General features: G+C 67.8%; 17 protein-coding genes and 1 pseudogene. 16 read left to right on the top strand and 2 right to left on the bottom strand.

Features of this window, described 5'->3' with window-relative positions:
* Window positions 1-3 precede the first annotated feature (3 nt).
* The 12 genes from bchB to hemA are packed head-to-tail and all read left to right on the top strand — an operon-like array spanning window position 4 to window position 14,726.
* On the top strand, window positions 4-1,548 hold the full coding sequence (bchB, locus tag RT91_RS15200) for a ferredoxin:protochlorophyllide reductase (ATP-dependent) subunit B (protein ID WP_035188164.1): 1,545 nt from the start codon (window positions 4-6) through the stop codon (window positions 1,546-1,548).
* Entirely contained in the window at window positions 1,520-5,137 is a 3,618-nt protein-coding gene (locus tag RT91_RS15195; RefSeq protein WP_035188161.1) for a cobaltochelatase subunit CobN, read from the top strand. Before bchB ends, RT91_RS15195 begins: the two co-directional genes overlap by 29 nt.
* Window positions 5,134-6,069 (top strand): ferredoxin:protochlorophyllide reductase (ATP-dependent) iron-sulfur ATP-binding protein, encoded by a 936-nt coding sequence (bchL, locus tag RT91_RS15190; protein ID WP_035188160.1) that lies wholly within the window; start codon window positions 5,134-5,136, stop codon window positions 6,067-6,069. Before RT91_RS15195 ends, bchL begins: the two co-directional genes overlap by 4 nt.
* Window positions 6,069-6,782 carry a magnesium protoporphyrin IX methyltransferase gene (gene bchM, locus RT91_RS15185; RefSeq protein ID WP_035188157.1) on the top strand — a complete coding sequence of 238 codons (714 nt, stop codon included), beginning with the start codon at window positions 6,069-6,071 and terminating at the stop codon, window positions 6,780-6,782. Before bchL ends, bchM begins: the two co-directional genes overlap by 1 nt.
* Complete coding sequence (locus RT91_RS15180) at window positions 6,779-8,218, top strand: BCD family MFS transporter (protein ID WP_205408980.1); 1,440 nt, start codon at window positions 6,779-6,781, stop codon at window positions 8,216-8,218. The genes bchM and RT91_RS15180 overlap by 4 nt, the downstream gene beginning before the upstream one ends.
* 14 nt (window positions 8,219-8,232) lie before the next feature.
* Window positions 8,233-9,012 carry a photosynthetic reaction center subunit H gene (gene puhA, locus RT91_RS15175; protein ID WP_035188176.1) on the top strand — a complete coding sequence of 260 codons (780 nt, stop codon included), beginning with the start codon at window positions 8,233-8,235 and terminating at the stop codon, window positions 9,010-9,012.
* Window positions 9,009-9,677 carry a photosynthetic complex putative assembly protein PuhB gene (gene puhB, locus RT91_RS15170; RefSeq protein ID WP_035188154.1) on the top strand — a complete coding sequence of 223 codons (669 nt, stop codon included), beginning with the start codon at window positions 9,009-9,011 and terminating at the stop codon, window positions 9,675-9,677. Before puhA ends, puhB begins: the two co-directional genes overlap by 4 nt.
* Window positions 9,674-10,243, top strand: a complete 570-nt coding sequence (gene puhC / locus RT91_RS15165) for a photosynthetic complex assembly protein PuhC (protein WP_035188152.1) — start codon at window positions 9,674-9,676, stop codon at window positions 10,241-10,243. The genes puhB and puhC overlap by 4 nt, the downstream gene beginning before the upstream one ends.
* The gene (locus RT91_RS15160; RefSeq protein ID WP_035188148.1) at window positions 10,240-10,557 is read left to right on the top strand and encodes a hypothetical protein; all 318 of its coding nucleotides are present in this window, start codon (window positions 10,240-10,242) and stop codon (window positions 10,555-10,557) included. Before puhC ends, RT91_RS15160 begins: the two co-directional genes overlap by 4 nt.
* Before the next feature lie 3 nt (window positions 10,558-10,560).
* Window positions 10,561-11,628 (top strand): magnesium-protoporphyrin IX monomethyl ester (oxidative) cyclase, encoded by a 1,068-nt coding sequence (acsF, locus tag RT91_RS15155; protein ID WP_035188146.1) that lies wholly within the window; start codon window positions 10,561-10,563, stop codon window positions 11,626-11,628.
* A gap of 10 nt (window positions 11,629-11,638) precedes the next feature.
* Window positions 11,639-13,468, top strand: a complete 1,830-nt coding sequence (gene puhE / locus RT91_RS15150) for a putative photosynthetic complex assembly protein PuhE (RefSeq protein ID WP_035188145.1) — start codon at window positions 11,639-11,641, stop codon at window positions 13,466-13,468.
* Window positions 13,469-13,514: 46 nt separating this feature from the next.
* Window positions 13,515-14,726, top strand: coding sequence for a 5-aminolevulinate synthase (gene hemA, locus RT91_RS15145; protein WP_035188143.1), 1,212 nt, complete (start codon window positions 13,515-13,517; stop codon window positions 14,724-14,726).
* 5 nt (window positions 14,727-14,731) lie between these two features.
* On the opposite strand, the pseudogene RT91_RS20750 reads toward hemA, so the two are convergent.
* A pseudogene (locus tag RT91_RS20750) lies at window positions 14,732-15,538 on the bottom strand (integrase core domain-containing protein).
* A 198-nt stretch (window positions 15,539-15,736) separates the two neighbouring features.
* Between RT91_RS20750 and RT91_RS15135 the strand changes: the two are divergent.
* The 4 genes from RT91_RS15135 (at window position 15,737) to RT91_RS15120 (ending at window position 19,131) form a co-directional block, all read left to right on the top strand.
* Complete coding sequence (locus RT91_RS15135; protein WP_035188139.1) at window positions 15,737-16,414, top strand: c-type cytochrome; 678 nt, start codon at window positions 15,737-15,739, stop codon at window positions 16,412-16,414.
* 104 nt (window positions 16,415-16,518) lie between these two features.
* Complete coding sequence (locus RT91_RS15130; RefSeq protein ID WP_240314321.1) at window positions 16,519-17,280, top strand: c-type cytochrome; 762 nt, start codon at window positions 16,519-16,521, stop codon at window positions 17,278-17,280.
* 20 nt (window positions 17,281-17,300) lie between these two features.
* Complete coding sequence (locus tag RT91_RS15125) at window positions 17,301-18,128, top strand: hypothetical protein (RefSeq protein ID WP_035188134.1); 828 nt, start codon at window positions 17,301-17,303, stop codon at window positions 18,126-18,128.
* The gene (locus RT91_RS15120) at window positions 18,118-19,131 is read left to right on the top strand and encodes a substrate-binding domain-containing protein (RefSeq protein ID WP_035188132.1); all 1,014 of its coding nucleotides are present in this window, start codon (window positions 18,118-18,120) and stop codon (window positions 19,129-19,131) included. Before RT91_RS15125 ends, RT91_RS15120 begins: the two co-directional genes overlap by 11 nt.
* 226 nt (window positions 19,132-19,357) lie before the next feature.
* On the opposite strand, the gene RT91_RS15115 is transcribed toward RT91_RS15120, so the two are convergent.
* On the bottom strand, window positions 19,358-20,264 hold a 907-nt coding region (locus tag RT91_RS15115), incomplete at its 5' end, for an IS3 family transposase (RefSeq protein ID WP_035188130.1).

Below are 20,264 nucleotides of genomic sequence, written 5' to 3'. Positions count from 1 at the left end.
CCGATGCAGCTCACGCTCTGGAGCTATGAAGGACCGCCGCACATCGGCGCCATGCGCATCGCCACCGCGATGCACGGCGTGCACTACGTCCTGCACGCCCCCCAGGGCGACACCTATGCCGACCTGCTCTTCACCATGATCGAGCGGCGCGACCGCCGCCCGCCCGTCACCTACACCACCTTCCAGGCCCGCGATCTCGGCGGCGACACCGCCGCGCTGTTCCGCACCGCGGTGCGCGACGCCTATGACCGCTTCCGCCCCGAGGCGATGATCGTCGGCGCCTCCTGCACCGCCGAGCTGATCCAGGACGACCCGGGCGGCCTCGCCGCCGGGCTCGGCCTGCCGATCCCGGTCGTCCCGGTCGAGCTGCCCGCCTACCAGCGCAAGGAAAACTGGGGCGCGGCCGAAACCTTCTACCAGCTCGTCCGCGCCGCGACCGCCGGCTTGGCCCCGCCCGACCGCGCGGCGCAGCCGTTCCGCGTGAACATCCTCGGCCCCACCGCGCTCGGCTTCCGCCATCGCGACGATGTGCGCGACATCGCCGCCCTGCTCGCGCGGCTCGGCATCGCCGTCAACGTCATCGCCCCGCTCGGCGCCAGCTTCGCCGATCTCGCCCGCCTGCCGGCGGCCCACGCCAATCTCGTGCTCTACCCCGAGACCGCCGGCACCGCCGCGGCCTATCTCGCCCGCCGCTTCGGCCAAAAAACGATCGCCACCGTGCCGATCGGCCTCGGGGCCACGCGCGATTTCGTCGCCGAGATCGCCGGTCTCGCGCAGGTCACCCCACCGCCCGGCCTCGCCGAAGAGTGCCGGCTCGGCTGGTATGCGCGCTCGGTCGATTCAACCTATCTCACAGGTAAGCGCGTCTTCATCTTCGGCGACGCCACCCACGCGATCGCTCTCGCGCGCGTCGCCACCGCCGAGATCGGCTTCTCCCTGGTCGGTCTCGGCACCTATAGCCGCGAATTCGCCGCCCCCGTCCGCGCCGCCGCCCAGTCCCACGGGATCGAGGCGCTGATCAGCGACGATTATCTCGCCGTCGAGGCCGCCATCGCCGCGGCGCAGCCCGAGCTGGTCCTCGGCACCCAGATGGAACGCCACATCGCCAAGCGCCTCGGCGTCCCCTGCGCGGTGATCTCGGCCCCGGCGCATGTCCAGGATTTCCCCGCCCGCCACGCGCCCTTCGCCGGGTTCGAGGGCGCGAACGTGCTGTTCGACACCCTGATCCACCCGCTGATGATGGGGCTCGAGGAACATCTCCTCGGCATGTTCCGCGACGATTTCGAATTCAACGACACCGCCGCCCCCTCCCATCTCGGCCCGCACGCCACCACACCGCCAGAACCCGCATCGCCCGCCCCCGCCCCTGCCGGCGCACTGGCCAGCGCACCTGTCTGGCGCGACGATGCCGAAGCAGAGCTGCGCAAGATCCCCTTCTTCGTCCGCGGCAAGGCGCGGCGCAACACCGAGATTTTCGCCCGCGAGCGCGGCCTGAACCCGATCACCATCGAGACGATCTATGACGCCAAGGCCCATTTCTCCGCCTGAGGCGACGCCCCTGCGCATCGCCATCGTGACGATGGATTCCCATCTGAGCGGGGTCATCGCCGCCGCGCGCGCCGCCCTCGCCGCCGACCATCCCGGCCTGATCCTCGAACTGCACACCGCCGAGCGCTTCGCCGCCGACCCCGCATCCCTCGCCGCCTGCGTCCGCGCGATCGAGACGGCGGACATCGTGATCGCGACCATGCTCTTCCTCGACGATCACATCCGCCTCGTCCGCCCGCATCTCGAAGCAAGGCGGACGCATTGCGATGCCATGCTCTGCATCCTCTCCGCCGCCGAGATCGTGAACCTGACCAGGCTCGGCCGGCTGGACATGAGCCGGCAGAAGAACCCGGCGCTGGAATTCCTCCGCTCGCTGCGCAAGCGCGGCGGCAAGGAGGTTTCGGCGGCCGAATCCCAATTGCGCATGCTCCGCCGGCTGCCGCGCCTGCTGCGGCTCATCCCCGGCACCGCGCAGGACCTGCGCAATTTCTTCCTCGGCATGTCCTACTGGCTCGCCGGCTCGGCCGACAATATCGAGGGCCTGCTCCGCCTGCTGGTCGCGCGCTATGCCGCCGGCCCCCGCGCCGCCCTGCGCAGCCAGGCCGCCATCGCCCCGCCGCGCGACTATCCCGAAACCGGGCTCTACCATCCGCGCCTTCCCGGCCGCATCGCGACCGACGCAGCGTCCCTGCCCCGCCTCGCCGGCAGCCGCGGCACGATCGGGCTGATCCTGCTGCGCAGCCTCGTCCTGTCCGGCGATGTCGGCCAGTATGACGGGGTGATCGCGGCGTTCGAGGCCGCCGGCTTCCGCACCCTGCCGGTCTTCGCCGCGGGGCTGGACGCCCGCCCCGCCATCGCGCGCTATCTCGCGCCGGACGGCGCGCCGGTGATCGACGCGCTGGTCTCGCTCACCGGGTTTTCCCTGGTCGGCGGCCCGGCCTACAACGATTCGAAATCGGCGGAGGCCGTCCTCGCCGGGCTCGACCTGCCCTACATCTCCGCCCACGCCCTCGAATTCCAGAGCATCGCCGCCTGGGAGGCCGACCCGCGCGGCCTGACGCCGATCGAGGCGACGATGATGATCGCCCTGCCCGAGCTCGATGGCGGCATCGTGCCGATGACCTATGGCGGCCGCGCCGAGGGTCAGGAGGACGGCGGCGATGGCGTGCGCCGCATGTCGGCACATCCCGAGCGCGCCGCCATGCTCGCCGCCCGCGTCGCCCGCCTGGTCGACCTGCGCCGCACCGCCCGCGCCGAGCGGCGCATCGGCATCGTCATCTTCAACTTCCCGCCCAATTCCGGCGCCACCGGCACCGCCGCCTATCTCTCCGTCTTCGAATCCCTGTTCAACACCCTCGCCGCCCTGCGCGCCGCCGGCTACACGGTCGATCTGCCCGCCGATGTCGCCGCGCTGCGCCACGCCGTCTGTGTCGGCAACGCGCAGGACCATGGCGCGGCCGCCAATGTCGCGGCGAAAATCCCGCGCGATGCGCATCTCCGCGCCGAACCCCATCTCGCCGCGATCGAGGCGGTCTGGGGCCCGGCTCCCGGCCGCCACGATACCGACGGCGCGTCGCTGTTCGTCCTCGGCGCCCGCTTCGGCAACGTCTTCATCGGCGTCCAGCCGGTCTTCGGCCACGAAGGCGACCCGATGCGCCTGCTCTTCGAGGGCGGCTTCGCGCCGACCCACGCCTTCAGCGCCTTCTACCGCTGGCTGCGGCAGGATTTCGGCGCCCACGCGCTGCTCCATTTCGGCACCCACGGCGCGCTGGAATTCATGCCCGGCAAGCATGCCGGCCTGTCCGCCGCCTGCTGGCCCGACCGGCTGATCGGCGAGATGCCGAATTTCTGCCTCTACGCGGCGAACAACCCCTCCGAGGGCATGCTCGCGAAACGCCGCGCCAACGCGACGCTGATCAGCCACCTCACCCCGCCGGTCACCGAGGCCGGGCTCTATCGCGGCCTCGCCGATCTCAAGGCCTCGGTCTTCCGCTGGCGTGCCCTGCCGCCCGAGGCCGGGGCCGAAGAGCGGCAGGGCCTCGCCGCCCTGATCCAGGCCGAGGCGGCGCGGCTCGATCTCGCCCCCGCCGATCCCGCCGATCTCTCCTGGGCCGACGCCGATGCCGCCATCGCCCGGCTGCACGCCTCGCTGCTCGATGTCGAATACGCGCTGATCCCGGTCGGCCTGCACGTCGTCGGCCAGCCGCCCGGCGCCACCCAGCGCGCCGACCTGCTGGATGCCGCCGGGATCACCGATCCCGCCCGCCGCGCCGAGACCGACGCGCTGCTCGCGGCCGACAGCGAGCTTCCCGCCATCATCCACGCGCTCGATGGCGGCTATATCCGCCCCGCGCCGGGCGGCGACCTGCTGCGCAACCCCGAAATCCTGCCCACCGGGCGGAACATCTACGGGTTCGATCCGTTCCGCATGCCCGGCGCCTTCGCGATGGACGACGGCGCCCGCCAGGCCGACCGCCTGCTCGCCCGCCACGTGGCCGATTGCGGCCGGCTGCCCGAAACCGTGGCGATGCTGCTCTGGGGGTCGGACAACCTGAAATCCGAGGGCGGCCCGATCGCCCAGGCGCTCTGCCTCGTCGGCGCCCGGCCGCGCCGCGATTCCTATGGCCGCCTCGCCGGCGCCGAGCTCGTGCCGCTCGCCGAGCTGGGCCGGCCGCGGATCGACGTGATCGTCACCCTCTCCGGCATTTTCCGCGACCTGCTGCCGCTGCAGACGAAGCTGCTCGCCGAAGCCCTGCTGCTCGCCGCCCGGGCGGACGAGCCGGAGACGGAAAACTTCGTCGCCAGGCACGCCCGCGCCCATATCGCCGCCCATGGCGGCACGATCGAGACCGCGGCGCTGCGCGTCTTCAGCAATGCCGACGGCACGTACGGTGCCAACGTGAACCAGCTCGTCGACTCCGGCACCTGGCAGACCGAGGACGAGCTGGGCGATGCCTTCCTCCGTCGCAAGGGCTTCGCCTACGGCACCGATGGCCGGCCGACGCGGTGCGACGCGGTGCTCGGCGGCGTGCTCAAGACCGTCGATCTCGCCTACCAGAACCTCGAATCCCTCGATCTCGGCGTCACCACGGTCGATCACTATTTCGATGGCCTCGGCGGCATCAGCCGGGCGGTCCGCGCCGCCCGCGGCAGCGAGGCCGCGGTCTATATCGGCGACCAGACCACCGGCGCCGGCACCGTGCGCAGCCTGTCCGAGCAGGTCTCGCTCGAAACCCGCACCCGCACGCTGAACCCGAAATATTTCGAGGCGATGCTCGCCCACGGCGCCGAGGGCGTGCGCCATCTCGAGGCGGCGGTGACCAACACGCTGGGATGGTCGGCGACCACCGGCCAGGTCGATCCCTGGATCTACCGCGAGATCGGCAGCGTCTTCATGCTCGACCCCGAAATGCGCCGCCGCCTCGCCGAGCTGAACCCGGTGGCCTCGGTCCGCATCGCCAACCGCCTGCTCGAAGCGCACGAGCGCCACTACTGGAGCCCGGACGAGGCGATGCTCGATGCGCTGCGCCGCGCCGGCGCCGAACTGGAAGACCGTCTCGAAGGTCTCGACATGGAGCAAGCCGCATGAACGACATCAGCCCCCAAGCCGGCGCGTTTCCCGCCGCCGCGCGCTGCGCCACCGGCTGCGGCGACGGCGACGGCGACGGCGAGGGCAGCGTGCAGGTCGCCCTCGATCCCGCGCTGCGGATCGACGGGGCGAAGGTCTTCGCCATCTACGGCAAGGGCGGCATCGGCAAGAGCACGACCTCCTCCAACCTCTCCGCCGCCTTCGCCCTGCAGGGCCGCCGCGTGCTGCAGATCGGCTGCGACCCCAAGCACGATTCCACCTTCACCCTGACCAAGCGTCTCGTCCCCACCGTGATCGACGCGCTGGAAGGTGTCGATTTCCACCCCGAGGAACTCCGCGTCGAGGATTTCGTCTACGAGGGCTTCGCCGGCGTGCAATGCGTCGAGGCCGGCGGCCCGCCGGCCGGCACCGGCTGCGGCGGCTACGTGGTCGGGCAGACGGTGAAGCTGCTCAAGGAACATCATCTCCTCGAGGAGTCGGACGTCGTCATCTTCGACGTGCTGGGCGATGTCGTCTGCGGCGGTTTCGCCGCCCCGCTGCAACACGCCGACCGCGCGCTGATCGTCACGGCGAACGATTTCGACAGCATCTTCGCGATGAACCGCATCGTCGCCGCGATCGGCGCGAAGGCGCGCAACTACGGCGTGCGGCTCGGCGGCGTCATCGCCAACCGCAGCGCCGCGGTCGACCAGCTCGCGAAATACAACGAGGCCACCGGCCTCTCCACCCTCGCCCGGTTCCCCGATCTCGACGCCATCCGCCGCAGCCGGCTGAAGAAATCCGTCGTCTTCGAAATGGAAGACGCACCGGAGCTCGACGCCGTGCGCACCGCCTATCTCGATCTCGCCGCCTCGCTCTGGGCCGGCGTCGAGCCGCTCGCCGCGGTCCCGCTGCGCGACCGCGAGATCTTCGACCTGCTGGGATTCGAGTGATGACGCCGGACGCCGCCACCGCCGACCGCTACCACCGCCGCCGCGGCGAGATCGAAACCTATTTCGACCGCACCGCGCTGGCGAACTGGGCGCGGCTGACGTCCGACGCGCCGGTCAGCGGCGTGCGCGCCACCGTCCGCGCCGGGCGCGACGCGATGCGCGCCACCCTGCTCGACATGCTGCCCGCCGATCTCTCCGGCCTTCGCCTGCTCGATGCCGGCTGCGGCACCGGCGCGCTCGCCCTCGCGGCGGCGCGGCGCGGCGCCGAGGTGGTCGCGGTCGATCTCTCGCCGCAACTGGTCGACCTCGCCCGCGAGCGCGCCGCGTCCGACCCCGCCGCCGCCCGGATCGACTTCGTCAGCGGCGACATGCTGGGCGCCGAGCACGGCAGGTTCGACCATGTCGTCGCGATGGATTCCCTGATCCATTACGACAGGGCGGACGTGATCGCGGCCCTGGGCCGGCTCGCCGCCCGCACCGACCGCTCGCTGCTCTTCACCTTCGCCCCCCGCACCGCGCTGCTGGCGATCATGCACCTCGCCGGCAGCTGGTTTCCGCGCGGCGACCGCGCGCCGGGCATCGTGCCGCAGCCCGAGGGTGCGCTGCGCGACGCGATCGGCCTCAGCCCTGCGCTCGCCCGCCTCGAAGCGGGGCGCACGCGGCGGATCAGCACCGGGTTCTACATCTCCCAGGCGCTGGAGTTGCGGCGGTGAAGCGCCGGCGCACCGGCGGGGCGGCGCCGTTCTGGATGCGGCTCGATGCGAGCTGGCTGCCCTTCGCCAATGCCGCCACCCCCGAGCTGCCGCTGCCGCGCCTGCTCCGCCTGTCGCTGTTCCAGCTCACCGTGGGCCTCGCCGCCGCCCTGCTCATCGGCACGCTCAACCGGGTGATGATCGTCGAGCTGCACGTCGCCGCCGCCCTGGTCTCCAGCATGATCGCCCTGCCGCTGCTGCTCGCCCCGGCCCGCGCGCTGATCGGCTTCCGCTCGGATCGTCACCGCTCCGCCTTCGGCTGGCGGCGGGTGCCCTATATCTGGTTCGGCACGATCATGCAGTTCGGCGGCCTCGCGATCATGCCCTTCGCCCTGCTGCTGCTCGGCAGCGGCACCGCCCCGGTCGCCGGCCGCTTCGGCGCCGCCATCGCCTTCCTGATGACTGGCGCCGGGATGCACACGACGCAGACCGCGGGCCTCGCCCTCGCCACCGATCTCGCCCCCGAACACGCCCGCCCGCGCGTCGTCGCCATGCTCTGCGCGATGCTGCTGCTCGGCATGATCGGCGGCGCGCTGGCCTATGGCGCCGCCCTCACCCCGTTCAGCGCGTTCCGGCTGATCCAGGTGATCCAGTCGGCCGCCCTGCTCACCCTCGTCTGCAACGGCATTGCCCTGTGGAAACAGGAACCCCGTCGTCGCCCAGCAACCGAGGAGGCCGAGGATGACGCGGCCGCCATGCCGGCAGAAAACCTCGCCCTCGCCTGGTCGCGCTTCCGCGCCCAGCCGCACGCGCTGCGCCGCCTCGTCGCCATCTTCATCGGCACGCTCGCCTTCTCGATGCAGGACATCCTGCTCGAACCCTATGGCGGCCAGGTGCTGCACCTGCCGGTGGGCGCGACCACGGCACTCACCGCGATGCTGGCCGGCGGCGCCGGGCTCGCTTTCCTGGTCGCGAGCCGCCGCCTCGCCAGCGGCGGAGACCCCTACCGCATCGCCGCCGCCGGCGTGCTCTCCGGCCTGCTCGCCTTCAGCGCGGTGATCTGCTCCGCCCCGCTCGCCTCGCCGGCGCTGTTCGCCGCCGGGGTGGGGCTGATCGGCTTCGGCGGCGGGCTGTTTCTCGCCGGCACCCTGTCGGATGCGATGATCCGCGTCGTCGGCAACATGAGCGGCCTCGCGCTCGGCGCCTGGGGCGCGGTGCAGGCTCTCGCCGCCGGCCTCGCCATCGCGATGGCCGGCGTGCTGCGCGACACCGTCGCCCATCTCGCCGCCACCGGCGCGCTCGGCACCGCCCTCGCCGGCCCCGCCGCCGGCTACGGCGTCGTCTATCACCTCGAGATCCTGCTGCTCTTCGCCACCCTCGTCGCGATCGGCCCGCTGGTCCGCCGCGCCAGCAGGCAGCCTTCCGGCCTTGCCGCCATCCTGCCCCACCACCCCTGACAATGAGGTCCGTCATGCCAACCGGCGCCATAACCCCCTATATCGATGTCGCCCAGGTCGTTCTCTACGCGTTCTGGATCTTCTTCGCGGGCCTCGTGATCTATCTCCAGCGCGAGAGCAAGCGCGAGGGCTACCCGCTGGTCACCGGGCACAAGGGCGAGCGGCTGGAAGGCTTTCCCACCCTGCCGGCGCCGAAAACCTTTCTCCTGCCCAACGGCAAGACCCATTCGGTGCCGTGGAACGAGCCGATCGAGGTGCTGAACGCGAAATCCAGCGCGCCCTGGGATGGCGCGCCGATCATCCCGCTCGGCGACCCGATGCAGGACGGGCTCGGCCCGGCCGCCTTCACCCAGCGTGACACCGATCCCGAGCTGATGCCCGAGGGCGAGGCGCGGATCGTCCCGCTGCGCGTCGCGACCGATCACTGGGTGGCGAGCGAAGACCCCGATCCGCGCGGCGCCGCGGTCATCTGCTGCGACCGCCAGTCCCCCGGCACGGTCGTCGATATCTGGATCGACCGGGCGGACCAGATGGCCGTCTGGCTCGAGGCGAGCCTCGCCGCCGATCCCGCCCGCCATGTCCTGGTGCCGATCATGCTCGCCCGTGTGACCGGCGGCGCGCCGGGCCAGCCGGTCAAGGTCATGGTCAAGTCGGTCACCGCTGCACAATTCGCCGCCGCCCCCGCCCTCGCCCATCCCGACCAGATCAGCCCGCGCGAGGAAGACCGGCTGATGGCCTATTTCGCCTCCGGCCATCTCTACGCAACGCCCCAGCGCGCCGAGCCGCTGCTGTGAGCGCGCCGCGCGGCCTGCCCCACGCGCTGCCCGCCGGCGAGGCGCTGCTCTGGCAGGGCGCGCCGCGCTTCGGCCGCCTCCTGGTCTCCGCCTTCCGCATCCGGCTGTGGCTGGTCTATGTCGGCCTGCTGGTGGCCTGGGGCGGGATCAGCAGCGCGATCGCCGATCACTCCACCGCCGCCGGCCTCGCCGCCGCCGCCTGGTGCGTCGCCCTCGGCGCCGTGCCGCTGCTGCTGCTGGTCGCCTTCGCCGGCCTCACCGCGCGCAGCACGGTCTATACCATCACCAGCCGCCGCGTGGTGATCGCCCACGGCGCCGCCATCCGCAAGCATCTCAACCTGCCCTTCACCGCGATCGACGCCGCCGGCCTGCGCCGCTTCGCCGATGGCACCGGCGACATTCCGCTGACCCCGCGCCCGGATGCGCGGCTGTCCTATCTGCTGCTCTGGCCGCATGTGCGCGCCGGGCGCGGGGCGCGGGCGATGCCGATGCTGCGCGCCGTGCCCGAGGCCGAAGCCGTCGCCGCCTGCCTTGCCGATGCGCTGACGGCGCACGGCGTCGCCCCGCGCCTCCTCGTCGCACCCATCGCAACACCGGCCGCCACACAAGCCCCGCTTCCCGCGATCGAGCCGGCCGGCGCGCATGGCGAGGCCAGCCCGGCATGATCCGCCCCGTCCTGCCCCGCGCCGCCGCACAGAGTGCCGTCCCGCGCGGTGCCGCGCTGCCGCGCGATGGCAGGGTCGTCTATTCCCAGATCGATGACGGTCTCGAAGCGCATGACGACCGGATCCACATCCCCGTCTGGGCGCTCGTTGGCTGTTTCCTGCTGGTCGCCGGCACCATCGCGCTCGCCGCCGGCGCCCGCCTCACGCGCCAGCCACACCCCGCCCCGCCGCCGCGCGAGGCCGTGCTGCTGCGCTTCACCCAGGCGCCGGACGACGCGCTGGTGATCCGCAACGCCGCGACCGCGCAGCCCATCGCCCGCATCGCCCCCACCGCCGACACCTTCCTGCGCGCGACGATGCGAATCCTCTTCGCCGCCCGCGCCCGCGCCGGCATCGCCCGCGACCTTCCCTTCCAGCTCGCCCTTTACGGGCCCGACCGCCTCGTCATCGCCGATCCGGCCACGCACGAGCGGATCGACCTGCGCGCCTTCGGGCCCGCCAACGCGAAACAGTTCGCGACGCTGCTCCGCAACGCGGAGACCCTCAAACCGGGAGAGCCATCATGATCGGCAGCATCCGCGACATCGAGCTGCTCTGCTCGATCGACATCGAGCAAACGCCCGAAAGCCTGCACGCCCACGCCATTCCCGAGGATGTCGAGATCCGCCCCGGCGATGTCGTGATCGTCCACGACATGCCGACCGCGATCGGCTTCGGCACGCGCCTGACCTGCGTGCGCCGCGCCACCCTGCGGCGCGCCAGCCCGATCGAGCGCTGGTGGGTCGAATTCCGCTCGATCCTCGAGATCACCGAGCTCTACGAGGTCGGCTTCATGCCGCTCGCCGAGGCCGAAGCCGCCATCGCCGCACCGGGAGCCTGAACCATGAACGCAAGAACAGCACCCACCGCCGCGCCCGACGCGCAGACGGCCATCGCCCAGTCGAGCACCATGCTCAGCCCGCGCTTCTACACCACCGATTTCCCCGCCCTCGACCGGCTCTCGATCGAACCGGTGCGCGCCGAATGGGACCGGCTGATGGCCGAATTCGAGGCCGATCCCAACAAGGGCCATTTCGTGCGGACCGACGAATTCGCCGTCGATCTCTCGAGGATGGAGCCCGAGCTGCACCGCGAATTCATCGACTTCCTGATCAGCTCGGTCACCGCCGAATTCTCCGGCTGCGTGCTCTATGCCGAGATCCGCAAGCGCATCGCCAACCCCGACCTCAAGGCCCTGTTCGGCTACATGAGCCGCGACGAGGCGCGCCACGCCGGCTTCATCAACGAGGCGCTGCACGACATCGGCATGAAGGTCGATCTCGGCTTCCTGACGAAGGCGAAGAAATACCATTTCTTCCGCCCGAAATTCATCTTCTACGCCACCTATCTCTCCGAGAAGATCGGCTACGCCCGCTACATCTCGATCTTCCGCCAGCTCGAACGCCATCCCGAGCTGCGGATCCACCCCATCTTCAAGTGGTTCCGCGAGTGGTGCAACGACGAATTCCGCCACGGCGAGGCCTTCGCGCTGCTAATGCGCGCCAATCCCGGCATGCTCACCGGCGCCAACCGGCTCTGGGTGCGCTTCTTCCAGCTCGCGGTCTTCGCCACGATGTACATCCGCGACCATGCCCGCCCCCGCTTCCACGCCGCCCTCGGGCTCGACCCCACCGCCTACGACATGCAGGTCTTCCGCATCACCTCGGCGATCTGCCGGCAGGTCTTCCCGCTGACGCTCGACATCGAGAACCCCGCCTTCCTCGCCGGGCTCGAAACCCTGCGCCGGCTCGACGTCGCCAATCTCGCCCTGCGCGAGGTGCCCGGCCCGCTCGCCCGGCTGCGCCGTGGCGCGAACGCCGCCCGCGCCGCCCTCGCCTTCGGCCGGCTCTACCTGATGCGCCCGAAGCCCAACGCCCTGCCGGCGGACATCCGCATGCAGCCGGTCTGGTAGGAGCCGCGCCATGCACCAGTATGTCATCCCCGCCGCCTTCGCCCTGTTCGTCTGGTGGTTCAGCACCGGCGCGATCATCTATCTCGACGGCCTGCCCCGCCGCACCTTCAAATGGAGCATGCTCGGCGCCAGCGCGGTGCTGCTCGCCTGTCTGTGGGGCCTGCACGACACCGCCGGGCGAACCACCGTCGGCGCCGCCTATCTCGCCTTCTTCTACGGCCTGTTCGCCTGGGGCTGGCAGGAGATCAGCTTCTACATGGGCTATGTCACCGGGCCGCGCCGCGCGCCCTGCCCGGAGAATTGCGCCGGCTGGCGGCATTTCGGCCACGCGGTGCAGACCAGCCTGTGGCACGAGCTGGCGATCATCGCCACCGCCGGCCTCGTCGTCGCCCTCACCTGGGGCCAGCCGAATCAGATCGGCACCTGGACCTTCATGGTGCTGTGGTGGATGCACCAGAGCGCCAAGCTCAACGTCTTTCTCGGCGTGCGCAACCTCAACGAGGAATTCCTCCCCGAGCACCTGACCTTCCTGAAGAGCTTCCTGCGCAAGCGGCCGATGAACCTGCTCTTCCCCTTCTCCATCACGATCTCGACGGTGATCGCCGTGCTGATGTTCCAGCGCGCCACCGCCGCCCCCACCGCCTTCGCCCGCGTCGGCGGCATGTTCCTCGGCACGATGATGTCGCTCGCCATCCTCGAGCACTGGTTCCTCGTGCTGCCGCTGCCGGCGGCGCGGCTGTGGAAATGGAGCCTGCGCTCGCGCGCCCCGGCGCGGCCCTTCGCGGTCGAGATCGTCGCCGGCTTCCTCGGCGCCGGCAAGACCACCTTCATGCGCCGCCGCCTCGCCATGCTGGCCGAGCAGCCGGCCGCCACCCGCGAAAAGACCGTCGTCCTCGTCAACGACTTCGCCACGGTCGGCATCGACGGCTCGCTGCTGCGCGGCCAGGGGGCGGATGTGGTGGAGCTGCCGAACGGCTGCATCTGCTGCTCGCTGCGCGACGATCTCGCCACCCAGCTCGAGGAGGTGGTCGCCCGTTTCGCGCCCGACCGCGTGCTGATCGAACCCTCGGGCGTGGCCGATCTGGCCTCGCTGATCGGCGTCATCCAGCGCCCGACCATCGCCGGCTTCGTGCGCGACCTGCGGGTGATCACCCTGATCGACGCCGGCGCCTTCCTCGCCGATTTCGCCGAGATGCAGGCGCACCTGACCGTCCAGGCCCGGCTCGCCTCGCTGGTGGTGATCAACAAGACCGATCTCGTCAGCCCGACCGAGCGCCTGCTCGTCGAGGCGACGCTGCACCGCCTGAACCCGGAGACAAGGCTGGTCACCGCCTGCTACGGCGCGGTGCCGCCGGACGCGCTGACCCCCCGCCCCGCGCCGGACGCCGCGCCCCCGCACGACCGCGAACATGATCACCACGCGCACGAACACCACGACCACGCGCCCGATCACGCCCACCACCACAATGCCGCTCACGGCCATCACGATCATGAGGACCACGATCATCACGATCACGACCACGAACATCACGACCACGGCGCCGCCGTCGGCTTCGCCTCCTGGCACGGCACGCTCGGCCCGCTCTGCGATGCCGAGGCGATCGGCCGGGTGATCGAGGCGGCGGCGCGCGGCACCTTCGGCCCGGTCGCCCGGCTCAAGGGCCTCGCCCGCGTCGGCCGCGGCTGGATCCAGTTCGACGTCGCCGGCCACCACGCCAGCATGGCCGCCTTCGCCGCCGCAGAGGGGGAGGCCCCGCGGGTCGTCGCCATCGGCCGCGATCTCGATGAACCCGGGCTCGCCGCCGCCTTCGCCGGCTGCGAACTGCACCTCGCCACCTGATCCGTCACCGCGCGGCACCAACACCAAGAAAGGGAGGATACGCGCCATGGACTACGAACAGTTCTTCCGCTCCCAGCTCGACCAGCTCCGCAGCGAGGGGCGCTACCGCGTCTTCGCCGACATCGAGCGCCATGCCGGCAACTTCCCCCGCGCCACCCAGCACGGCGACGATGGCGGCCGCCCGGTCACCGTCTGGTGCTCGAACGACTATCTCGGCATGGGCCAGCACACCGCCGTGCTCAGCGCGATGCACCAGGCGCTCGACCGCTGCGGCGCCGGCGCCGGCGGCACCCGCAACATCGCCGGCACCAACCACTATCACGTGCTGCTCGAAGCCGAACTGGCCGACCTGCACGGCAAGGAAGCGGCGCTGCTGTTCAACTCGGGCTACATGTCCAACTGGGCCTCGCTCTGCACCCTCGCGCACAAGCTGCCGAACTGCGCCGTGCTGTCGGATGCCTCGAACCACGCCTCGATGATCGAGGGCATCCGCCACAGCCGGGCCGAATGCATCGTCTTCCGCCACAACGACCCGGCCGACCTCGCCCGCCACCTCGCCGCACTCGATCCCGCGCGGCCCAAGCTCGTCGCCTTCGAGAGCGTCTACTCGATGGATGGGGACATCGCCCCGATCGCCGATATCTGCGACGTCGCCGACCGCTACAACGCCATGACCTATCTCGACGAGGTGCACGCCGTCGGCCTCTACGGCCCGCGCGGCGGCGGCATTTCCGAGCGCGAGGGCCTCGCCCACCGCCTCACCCTGATCGAGGGCACGCTGGCCAAGGGCTTCGGCGTCATCGGCGGCTACATCACCGGCAGCGCCGCGCTGTGCGACTTCGTGCGCAGCTACGCCTCGGGCTTCATCTTCACCACCGCCCTGCCGCCCACCGTCGCCGCCGGCGCGCTGGCCAGCATCCGCCACCTCAAGACCAGCGACGCCGAGCGCATCGCGATGCACGCCCGCGTCGCCACCCTGCGCCGCAAGCTCGACGCGATCGGCGTGCCGCATCTGCCCAACCCGAGCCATATCGTGCCGGTGATGGTGGGCGACGCCTCGCTCTGCAAGCAGATCAGCGACATCCTGCTCGACCGCTTCGGCATCTACGTCCAGCCGATCAACTATCCCACCGTGCCGCGCGGCACCGAACGCCTGCGCCTCACCCCCTCGCCGCTGCACACCGAGGCGGATATCGACCGGCTGATCGACGCGCTGCGCCTGATCTGGCGGGAGATGGACGTGGCGCGCGCCGCCTGATCCAATCATGGCGTGGATGATTGACCGTCCCCCCGACGAGTGGTCCGGGTTGAAAGTTGGTGCATTGTTGTGTCTGGCGCCATGGCCGGCCGCGGGTGGAGCGAAGTGGAGCCGGAGGCCGGCCATGGCGACGGCGCGGCTTCCGGGGCTGCCGATATCCGAGCGAACTGTGCAGCCTGACGGTGTTGTAGGCCCCCGCCAGGCCTCGATCAGGACCTTCGCTTTCACCAGTGTGTAGAAAATCTCCCATTGAGCAGTTCATCACGCAGCAAGCCGTTGAAGGACACGCAGTATCCGTTTTCCCATGGCGAACCTGGCGTGATGTAGAGCGTCTTCACACCGGCCTTCCCGAGCCATTGCCGCACCGCCCTGGCGATGAATTCAGGACCATAGCACGTCGGGAATGGGGTCCGCCGAGCCAGCGTGGTGTCTTGCGCTGCGTCCATCGGCGCTGTCCGAGCACGCGGCAAACACGCCGCTCCGAGACAGTCATCTTTTCCATGATGTGATCGATGCAGCGCCGGCGCCGCAGGGGGCTCAGCAGTTTTCCCGCGCCGCCTCCGTCAGGATCGGCTTGCCCAGCGACAGATCAGCGACAAGCCGCTTCAACCGGGCGTTCTCACGCTCCAGGTCCTTCATCCGCGGCACCTGATCAATCTTCAGACCGCCATACTCCTTGCACCACGGATAGTTGCTCTGCTCGGTGACGCCGATCCGGCGGCACGCATCCGCAACCGTCCCGCCCTGCGCCAGAACAATCTCAGCCTCGCACAACTTGCGATGATCTCTTCTGGCTTGTGTTTCCTCGCCATCCCTCTCTCCTTCATGCCAAAATCTAAAGCAGATCCAGGATCACTCCGAAGGGAAAGATCAGGCCATGTTTTCAAGGCACAGGTATCCGCAAATTATTTTTATATCTAAATTATCGAATTCAGTGATGCATTTGATCTCCCAAGCAGTCTGTTTGTTTATATTGGTTAAGAGGATACTACAGGTAAAGGAGATCGTCGATGCGAATGCGCCGTCCGAGATCGTCGAGATTTGCTGTCATCAGTATGGCTCTCCTCGTCAGCCCCATCTCCATTGGAAACGGCGTTGCAGCGGCACCGCCACAAATCGCGACATGCGCTAGTTGCCACGGCGTCAACGGCATGGGCAACCTCAGCGCCGGCTTTCCAGCCCTGGCGGGGCTGCCGGCGCCGTATATCGAGCGGCAACTCACCGCCTTCAAACATGGCGAGCGCAAGAACGCCGTGATGCAGTCAATGGCAAATCCACTCGATGCCAAGGCGCGCGCGGCCATCGCCGCCTATTACGCGACGCTGCCGGTGCCAGCCACGCCCGAGCCGACCAAGAAGCTGAACACGCAGGGCGAAGCCCTTGCCATGAACGGTGTCTGGGGCGGAAAACTGACAGGTGTTCCTGCCTGCGATTCCTGCCACGGTCCCTATGGTATCGGCGTCGGCGTCTCGTTCCCACGCCTTGCAGGGCAGCCGCAATCCTACATCTCGGCGCAACTGACTGCCTGGAAGAATGGCAGCCGCACAGGCGATCCGCTCCACTTGATGAGCAATGTAGCGAGACAGTTGTCGGCGGCCGAGATTTCGGCGGTCAGCGCCTTTTACGCCAGCCTGTCGCCGAACCCGACCACCCTGCCCGGTCTCGTGCCGGACGGAGGCAAACAATGATCCGCCGGACAATCGCCGCACTTCTCGCGGCTCAACTGCCGATCGCCGCGGCGCTGGCCACCAACCCCGCACAACCCTCATTTGCACCGCCGCCGCGGGCCGACATGCCGAAAGGCCCGTTCGGCGATGCCGTCAAACTTGGAGAGAATATTTTCCGCCATACCACCGTCTATGCCCATGGCGTGATCGGCGACGCGCTGAACTGCAGCAACTGCCATCTGGATGCCGGCCGCCTTGCCGGTTCGGCGCCGATGTGGGCCGCCTACACGGGCTATCCGGCATACCGGAAAAAGAACCGCAAGGTGAACAATTTCGGCATGCGGCTACAGGGCTGCTTCCGCTTCAGCGAGAACGGCAGAGTGCCAGCGCTCGATAGCAAGACAATCATCGCGCTCGAAGCGTATTCCTTCTGGCTCGCTAAAAACGCGCCGACCGGCGCGCACCTCGCCGGCCGTGGCTACCCCAGGCTTGCCGCGCCAGCGGAATCACCGGACTATGCCCGCGGCAGGACTGTCTATCGTCAGGACTGCTCATTGTGCCATGGGGCCCGTGGCCAGGGGCAATATGCGCGCGGACAAACCGTCTTCCCGCCGCTCTGGGGCACGAAGTCCTTCAACTGGGGCGCCGGCATGGGCAGCGTGAAGAACGCTGCCGAATTCATCTATGCTAACATGCCCTTCGGCGCCGTCGGCACACTGAGCGTCCAGCAAGCCTGGGACGTCGCGCAATATGTCGACAGTCACGATCGGCCGCAGGACCCGCGCTTCTCCGGCAGCGTCGCGGCAACACGGAAGGCATTCCACGATAGCAAGTTCTCAATGTATGGCCGCAAGGTGAACGGCCATCTGCTCGGATCAAATAAATAATCGGTGCAAAGGAGCACGGAATGTCTGACACTGGCCAGACTGAACGGGATTCATCCCTCCAACTCAGCCGACGTACTGCCCTCTCCCTACCCGCGGTAGGTGTCGGAACAGCCGTCATCGGCGCCATGATCATGCCCGCGGCCGAAGCTGCGAATTCGGCGCCTCCACCGAACCTGATTACACCAGAGAGTAAAAAACTCAGAGCTTTGGCTGCGGCCCTTGCCAAGGCGCCCCGTCGGCGGAATTACAAATCCGTGCCAATGATCCTGACAAATTCCGATCAATGGGACAGTGAAGCTCTCCATATCCTTTTTACCTATGCGGCCGGTCCGAAACAGATCTGGGACAACACAGACCTCACCGGTCCGTGGCTCAACCTGATGCGAAACGCTATGAATGCGCAGATCTGGTCCTGGAAGCATCCGAACTTTATCGCCGTATCGGCCACCCACGGAAGCGCCCATCTCGCACTCTATGACAACTATATCTGGAAAAAATACTTATCCAGTTTTACCGGCGGAAAATTCTCATCGAACATCTGGATCGAAGAGCCGTCGGCGGCTAGTTCGCCGGCCTCCAGCTTCAACGATCCGAAGGGAGTCTTTTCCCCGCACGACAACTCTATCGTCGTGCTGCAACGGCGCGGCGCCGTATTCTGCGCATGCCATAACGAAGTGTGGGAACTCACGATGGCTGTGCTCAAAAGGGGCATTAATCCCGACAAGCTTTCCCATGAGCAGCTAGCCGCCGAGTTCACCAATCATCTGATCCCCGGGGTTATACTAACACCTGGTATAGTTGGGACGATTCCCCAATTCGAACTCGCAGGATTTCAGTATGCGAAATAGGCATATAAAAGCGGTCGCGACGGGCTTGTTCGTCCTTTTGGCCGGTGCAGGCCTTGCCTACGCCACGTCGCCGCATGACACGGGGTGGCGTGGCAAGGTTCAGCCGCCACAATATCGCGGTGCCATCTTCCCGCCCTGGCAAGGCGGCGCCAACAACGACACCGTAAACAAGGGCTTTGTATTCACCATTCCGGAAGTGGACGACGTTGCCGATTTCCATGGCGACGTCGATCATCCTAGGCTCGTTCTGTATATCGGTGGTAACTACTATTTCGCCGTCGCCCCACTGGTGAAGATGTTTGAGAAAGAAAACCCCCAATACTTGGGGAAGGTCTTCGTTGTCACCATCCCGCCAGGAATGTTGATTAAGGCCATGAATGCGGACGGGCGATTCACGATCGGCAATATGAGCTTTACCGCTAAGCCCGACGCTTATCTCGCAGGCCTGAAGAAGGTAAAATCGCTGATCGCTGCTGGTAGGCTGACGGCGCCGGCGGTGGCCTATGCGACGAATGACCTTACGATCATGGTGCCGAAGGGGAATCCTGACCACATCAGGGATCTTGCAGATCTCGCACGCAAAGGCGTGAAGGTGGCGATGCCAAATCCTGCTTTTGAAGGTATTGCCCGTCAGATTGAGGCTAGTTTACGAAAAGCTGGTGGCAAGAAGCTCGAACATGAGATTTACAACACTGGAGTCAAGAATGGCACGACGCTTCTCACACATATCCACCACCGGCAGACGCCGTTGTTCTTGATGCAAGGTCTTGCTGATGCGGGCGTAGCCTGGAAATCAGAAGCAATCTTTCAGGAAGAGATTGGTCATCCGATCAGCCATGTCGATCTGCCGGCACGTTACAACACGACCGCTATTTACGGTGGCGCGATGGTGAAGAATGCTCCTCATCCGCATGCAGCAAAGGCATGGTTGTCATTTATTCAGTCACCAGCAGCGCTGAAGATTTTCGAGCATTATGGTTTCAAACAGTACAAGAGGGTTTGAGTTCTGCACCTATTTCCATGACTACGGCGCGTTTGATTCAAGGCCCTACGGAGGGCGTGGAACGTGGCGGGCCATTTCTGGCTTGTCCGTTATCGAAACATTTTGCGCTAGAGCGGCTTTCGACCGGTCTGAATCGCGAGGGGATTCCCATTGGCGTTGATTTCTGATTCAGAATCCGTGCTGGTGAAGGAGGCCGGCATTGGTCTGAGCCCTAAGTTCCCGCCATTCAGGAGTAGAGTCTCATCCTCGAGTGATGCCCACGATTGGGCGTAGGTGCAACAGCCGGGTTGGGGGTTAACCCCCAACCCGGCGCGCCGCTGATTTTTCCCGCCACCTCTGCCGGGGTTTTGTTGCCCAGGCTCGAATGGGGGCGGTGATGATTATAGTCGTGACGCCAGGCGGCCAGCACGGACCTCGCTTGAGGCAGGCTCGTGAACAAGGTCTCGTTCAGACACTCGTCCCGGAGCCGGGCGTTGAAGCTCTCGACGAACCCGTTTTGCTGGGGCTTGCCGGGCGCGATGTAATGCCATTCCACGTTCCGCTCTTTCGACCAGCGCAGGATCGACATGCTGGTGAGCTCAGTGCCGTTGTCGCTGACCACCATGAGCGGGCGCGCCCCGCGCTCAGTGATCGCCATATCCAACTCGCGTGCCACCCGGGCGCCCGAAATTGACGTGTCGGCGATCAAGCGAACGCATTCGCGGCTGAAATCGTCCACGACGGCGAAGATCCGAAACCTGCGCCCGCATGTCAGGGCGTCGGAGACGAAATCCAGCGACCAGCGCTGATTGCAGCCCTGCGGAATGGTCATCGGAGATCGTGTGCCCAAGGCCCGCTTTCGCCCGCCGCGACGGCGAACCTGAAGGCGTTCTTCGCGGTAAAGGCGCCGAAACTTCTTGTGGTTCATGGAAATTCCTTCGCGGCTGAGCAGCCAGTGCAGGCGCCGATAGCCAAATCGACGGCGCTCGCCCGCAAGCACGCGCATGCGTTCGCGAGCCTCCGCATCATCCGGGCGGCGGCTTTGATACCGCACCGTGGTCCGATCCACGCCCAGCGCATCGCAGGCCCGGCGTTGGCTCACCTCGAACAGGCTCTGAAGATGAGCTACCGCCTCCCGCTTATGGCTGGGCGCT

Origin of the sequence: Acidiphilium sp. JA12-A1 (genome assembly GCF_000724705.2) — a bacterium.
GTDB classification, from domain to species: domain Bacteria; phylum Pseudomonadota; class Alphaproteobacteria; order Acetobacterales; family Acetobacteraceae; genus Acidiphilium; species Acidiphilium multivorum.
Note: the sequence above shows the minus strand (reverse complement) of the source record. Positions and strands in the feature narration are given on the sequence as shown.

Bases quoted from the DNA above. Each gene is read 5' to 3' on its own strand.
- bchB (WP_035188164.1), top strand. From the start codon at position 4: ATGCAGCTCACGCTCTGGAGCTATGAAGGACCGCCGCACATCGGCGCC.
- RT91_RS15195 (WP_035188161.1), top strand. From the start codon at position 1,520: ATGACGCCAAGGCCCATTTCTCCGCCTGAGGCGACGCCCCTGCGCATC.
- bchL (WP_035188160.1), top strand. From the start codon at position 5,134: ATGAACGACATCAGCCCCCAAGCCGGCGCGTTTCCCGCCGCCGCGCGC.
- bchM (WP_035188157.1), top strand. From the start codon at position 6,069: ATGACGCCGGACGCCGCCACCGCCGACCGCTACCACCGCCGCCGCGGC.
- puhA (WP_035188176.1), top strand. From the start codon at position 8,233: ATGCCAACCGGCGCCATAACCCCCTATATCGATGTCGCCCAGGTCGTT.
- puhC (WP_035188152.1), top strand. From the start codon at position 9,674: ATGATCCGCCCCGTCCTGCCCCGCGCCGCCGCACAGAGTGCCGTCCCG.
- RT91_RS15160 (WP_035188148.1), top strand. From the start codon at position 10,240: ATGATCGGCAGCATCCGCGACATCGAGCTGCTCTGCTCGATCGACATC.
- acsF (WP_035188146.1), top strand. From the start codon at position 10,561: ATGAACGCAAGAACAGCACCCACCGCCGCGCCCGACGCGCAGACGGCC.
- puhE (WP_035188145.1), top strand. From the start codon at position 11,639: ATGCACCAGTATGTCATCCCCGCCGCCTTCGCCCTGTTCGTCTGGTGG.
- hemA (WP_035188143.1), top strand. From the start codon at position 13,515: ATGGACTACGAACAGTTCTTCCGCTCCCAGCTCGACCAGCTCCGCAGC.
- RT91_RS15135 (WP_035188139.1), top strand. From the start codon at position 15,737: ATGCGAATGCGCCGTCCGAGATCGTCGAGATTTGCTGTCATCAGTATG.
- RT91_RS15130 (WP_240314321.1), top strand. From the start codon at position 16,519: ATGCCGAAAGGCCCGTTCGGCGATGCCGTCAAACTTGGAGAGAATATT.
- RT91_RS15125 (WP_035188134.1), top strand. From the start codon at position 17,301: ATGTCTGACACTGGCCAGACTGAACGGGATTCATCCCTCCAACTCAGC.
- RT91_RS15120 (WP_035188132.1), top strand. From the start codon at position 18,118: ATGCGAAATAGGCATATAAAAGCGGTCGCGACGGGCTTGTTCGTCCTT.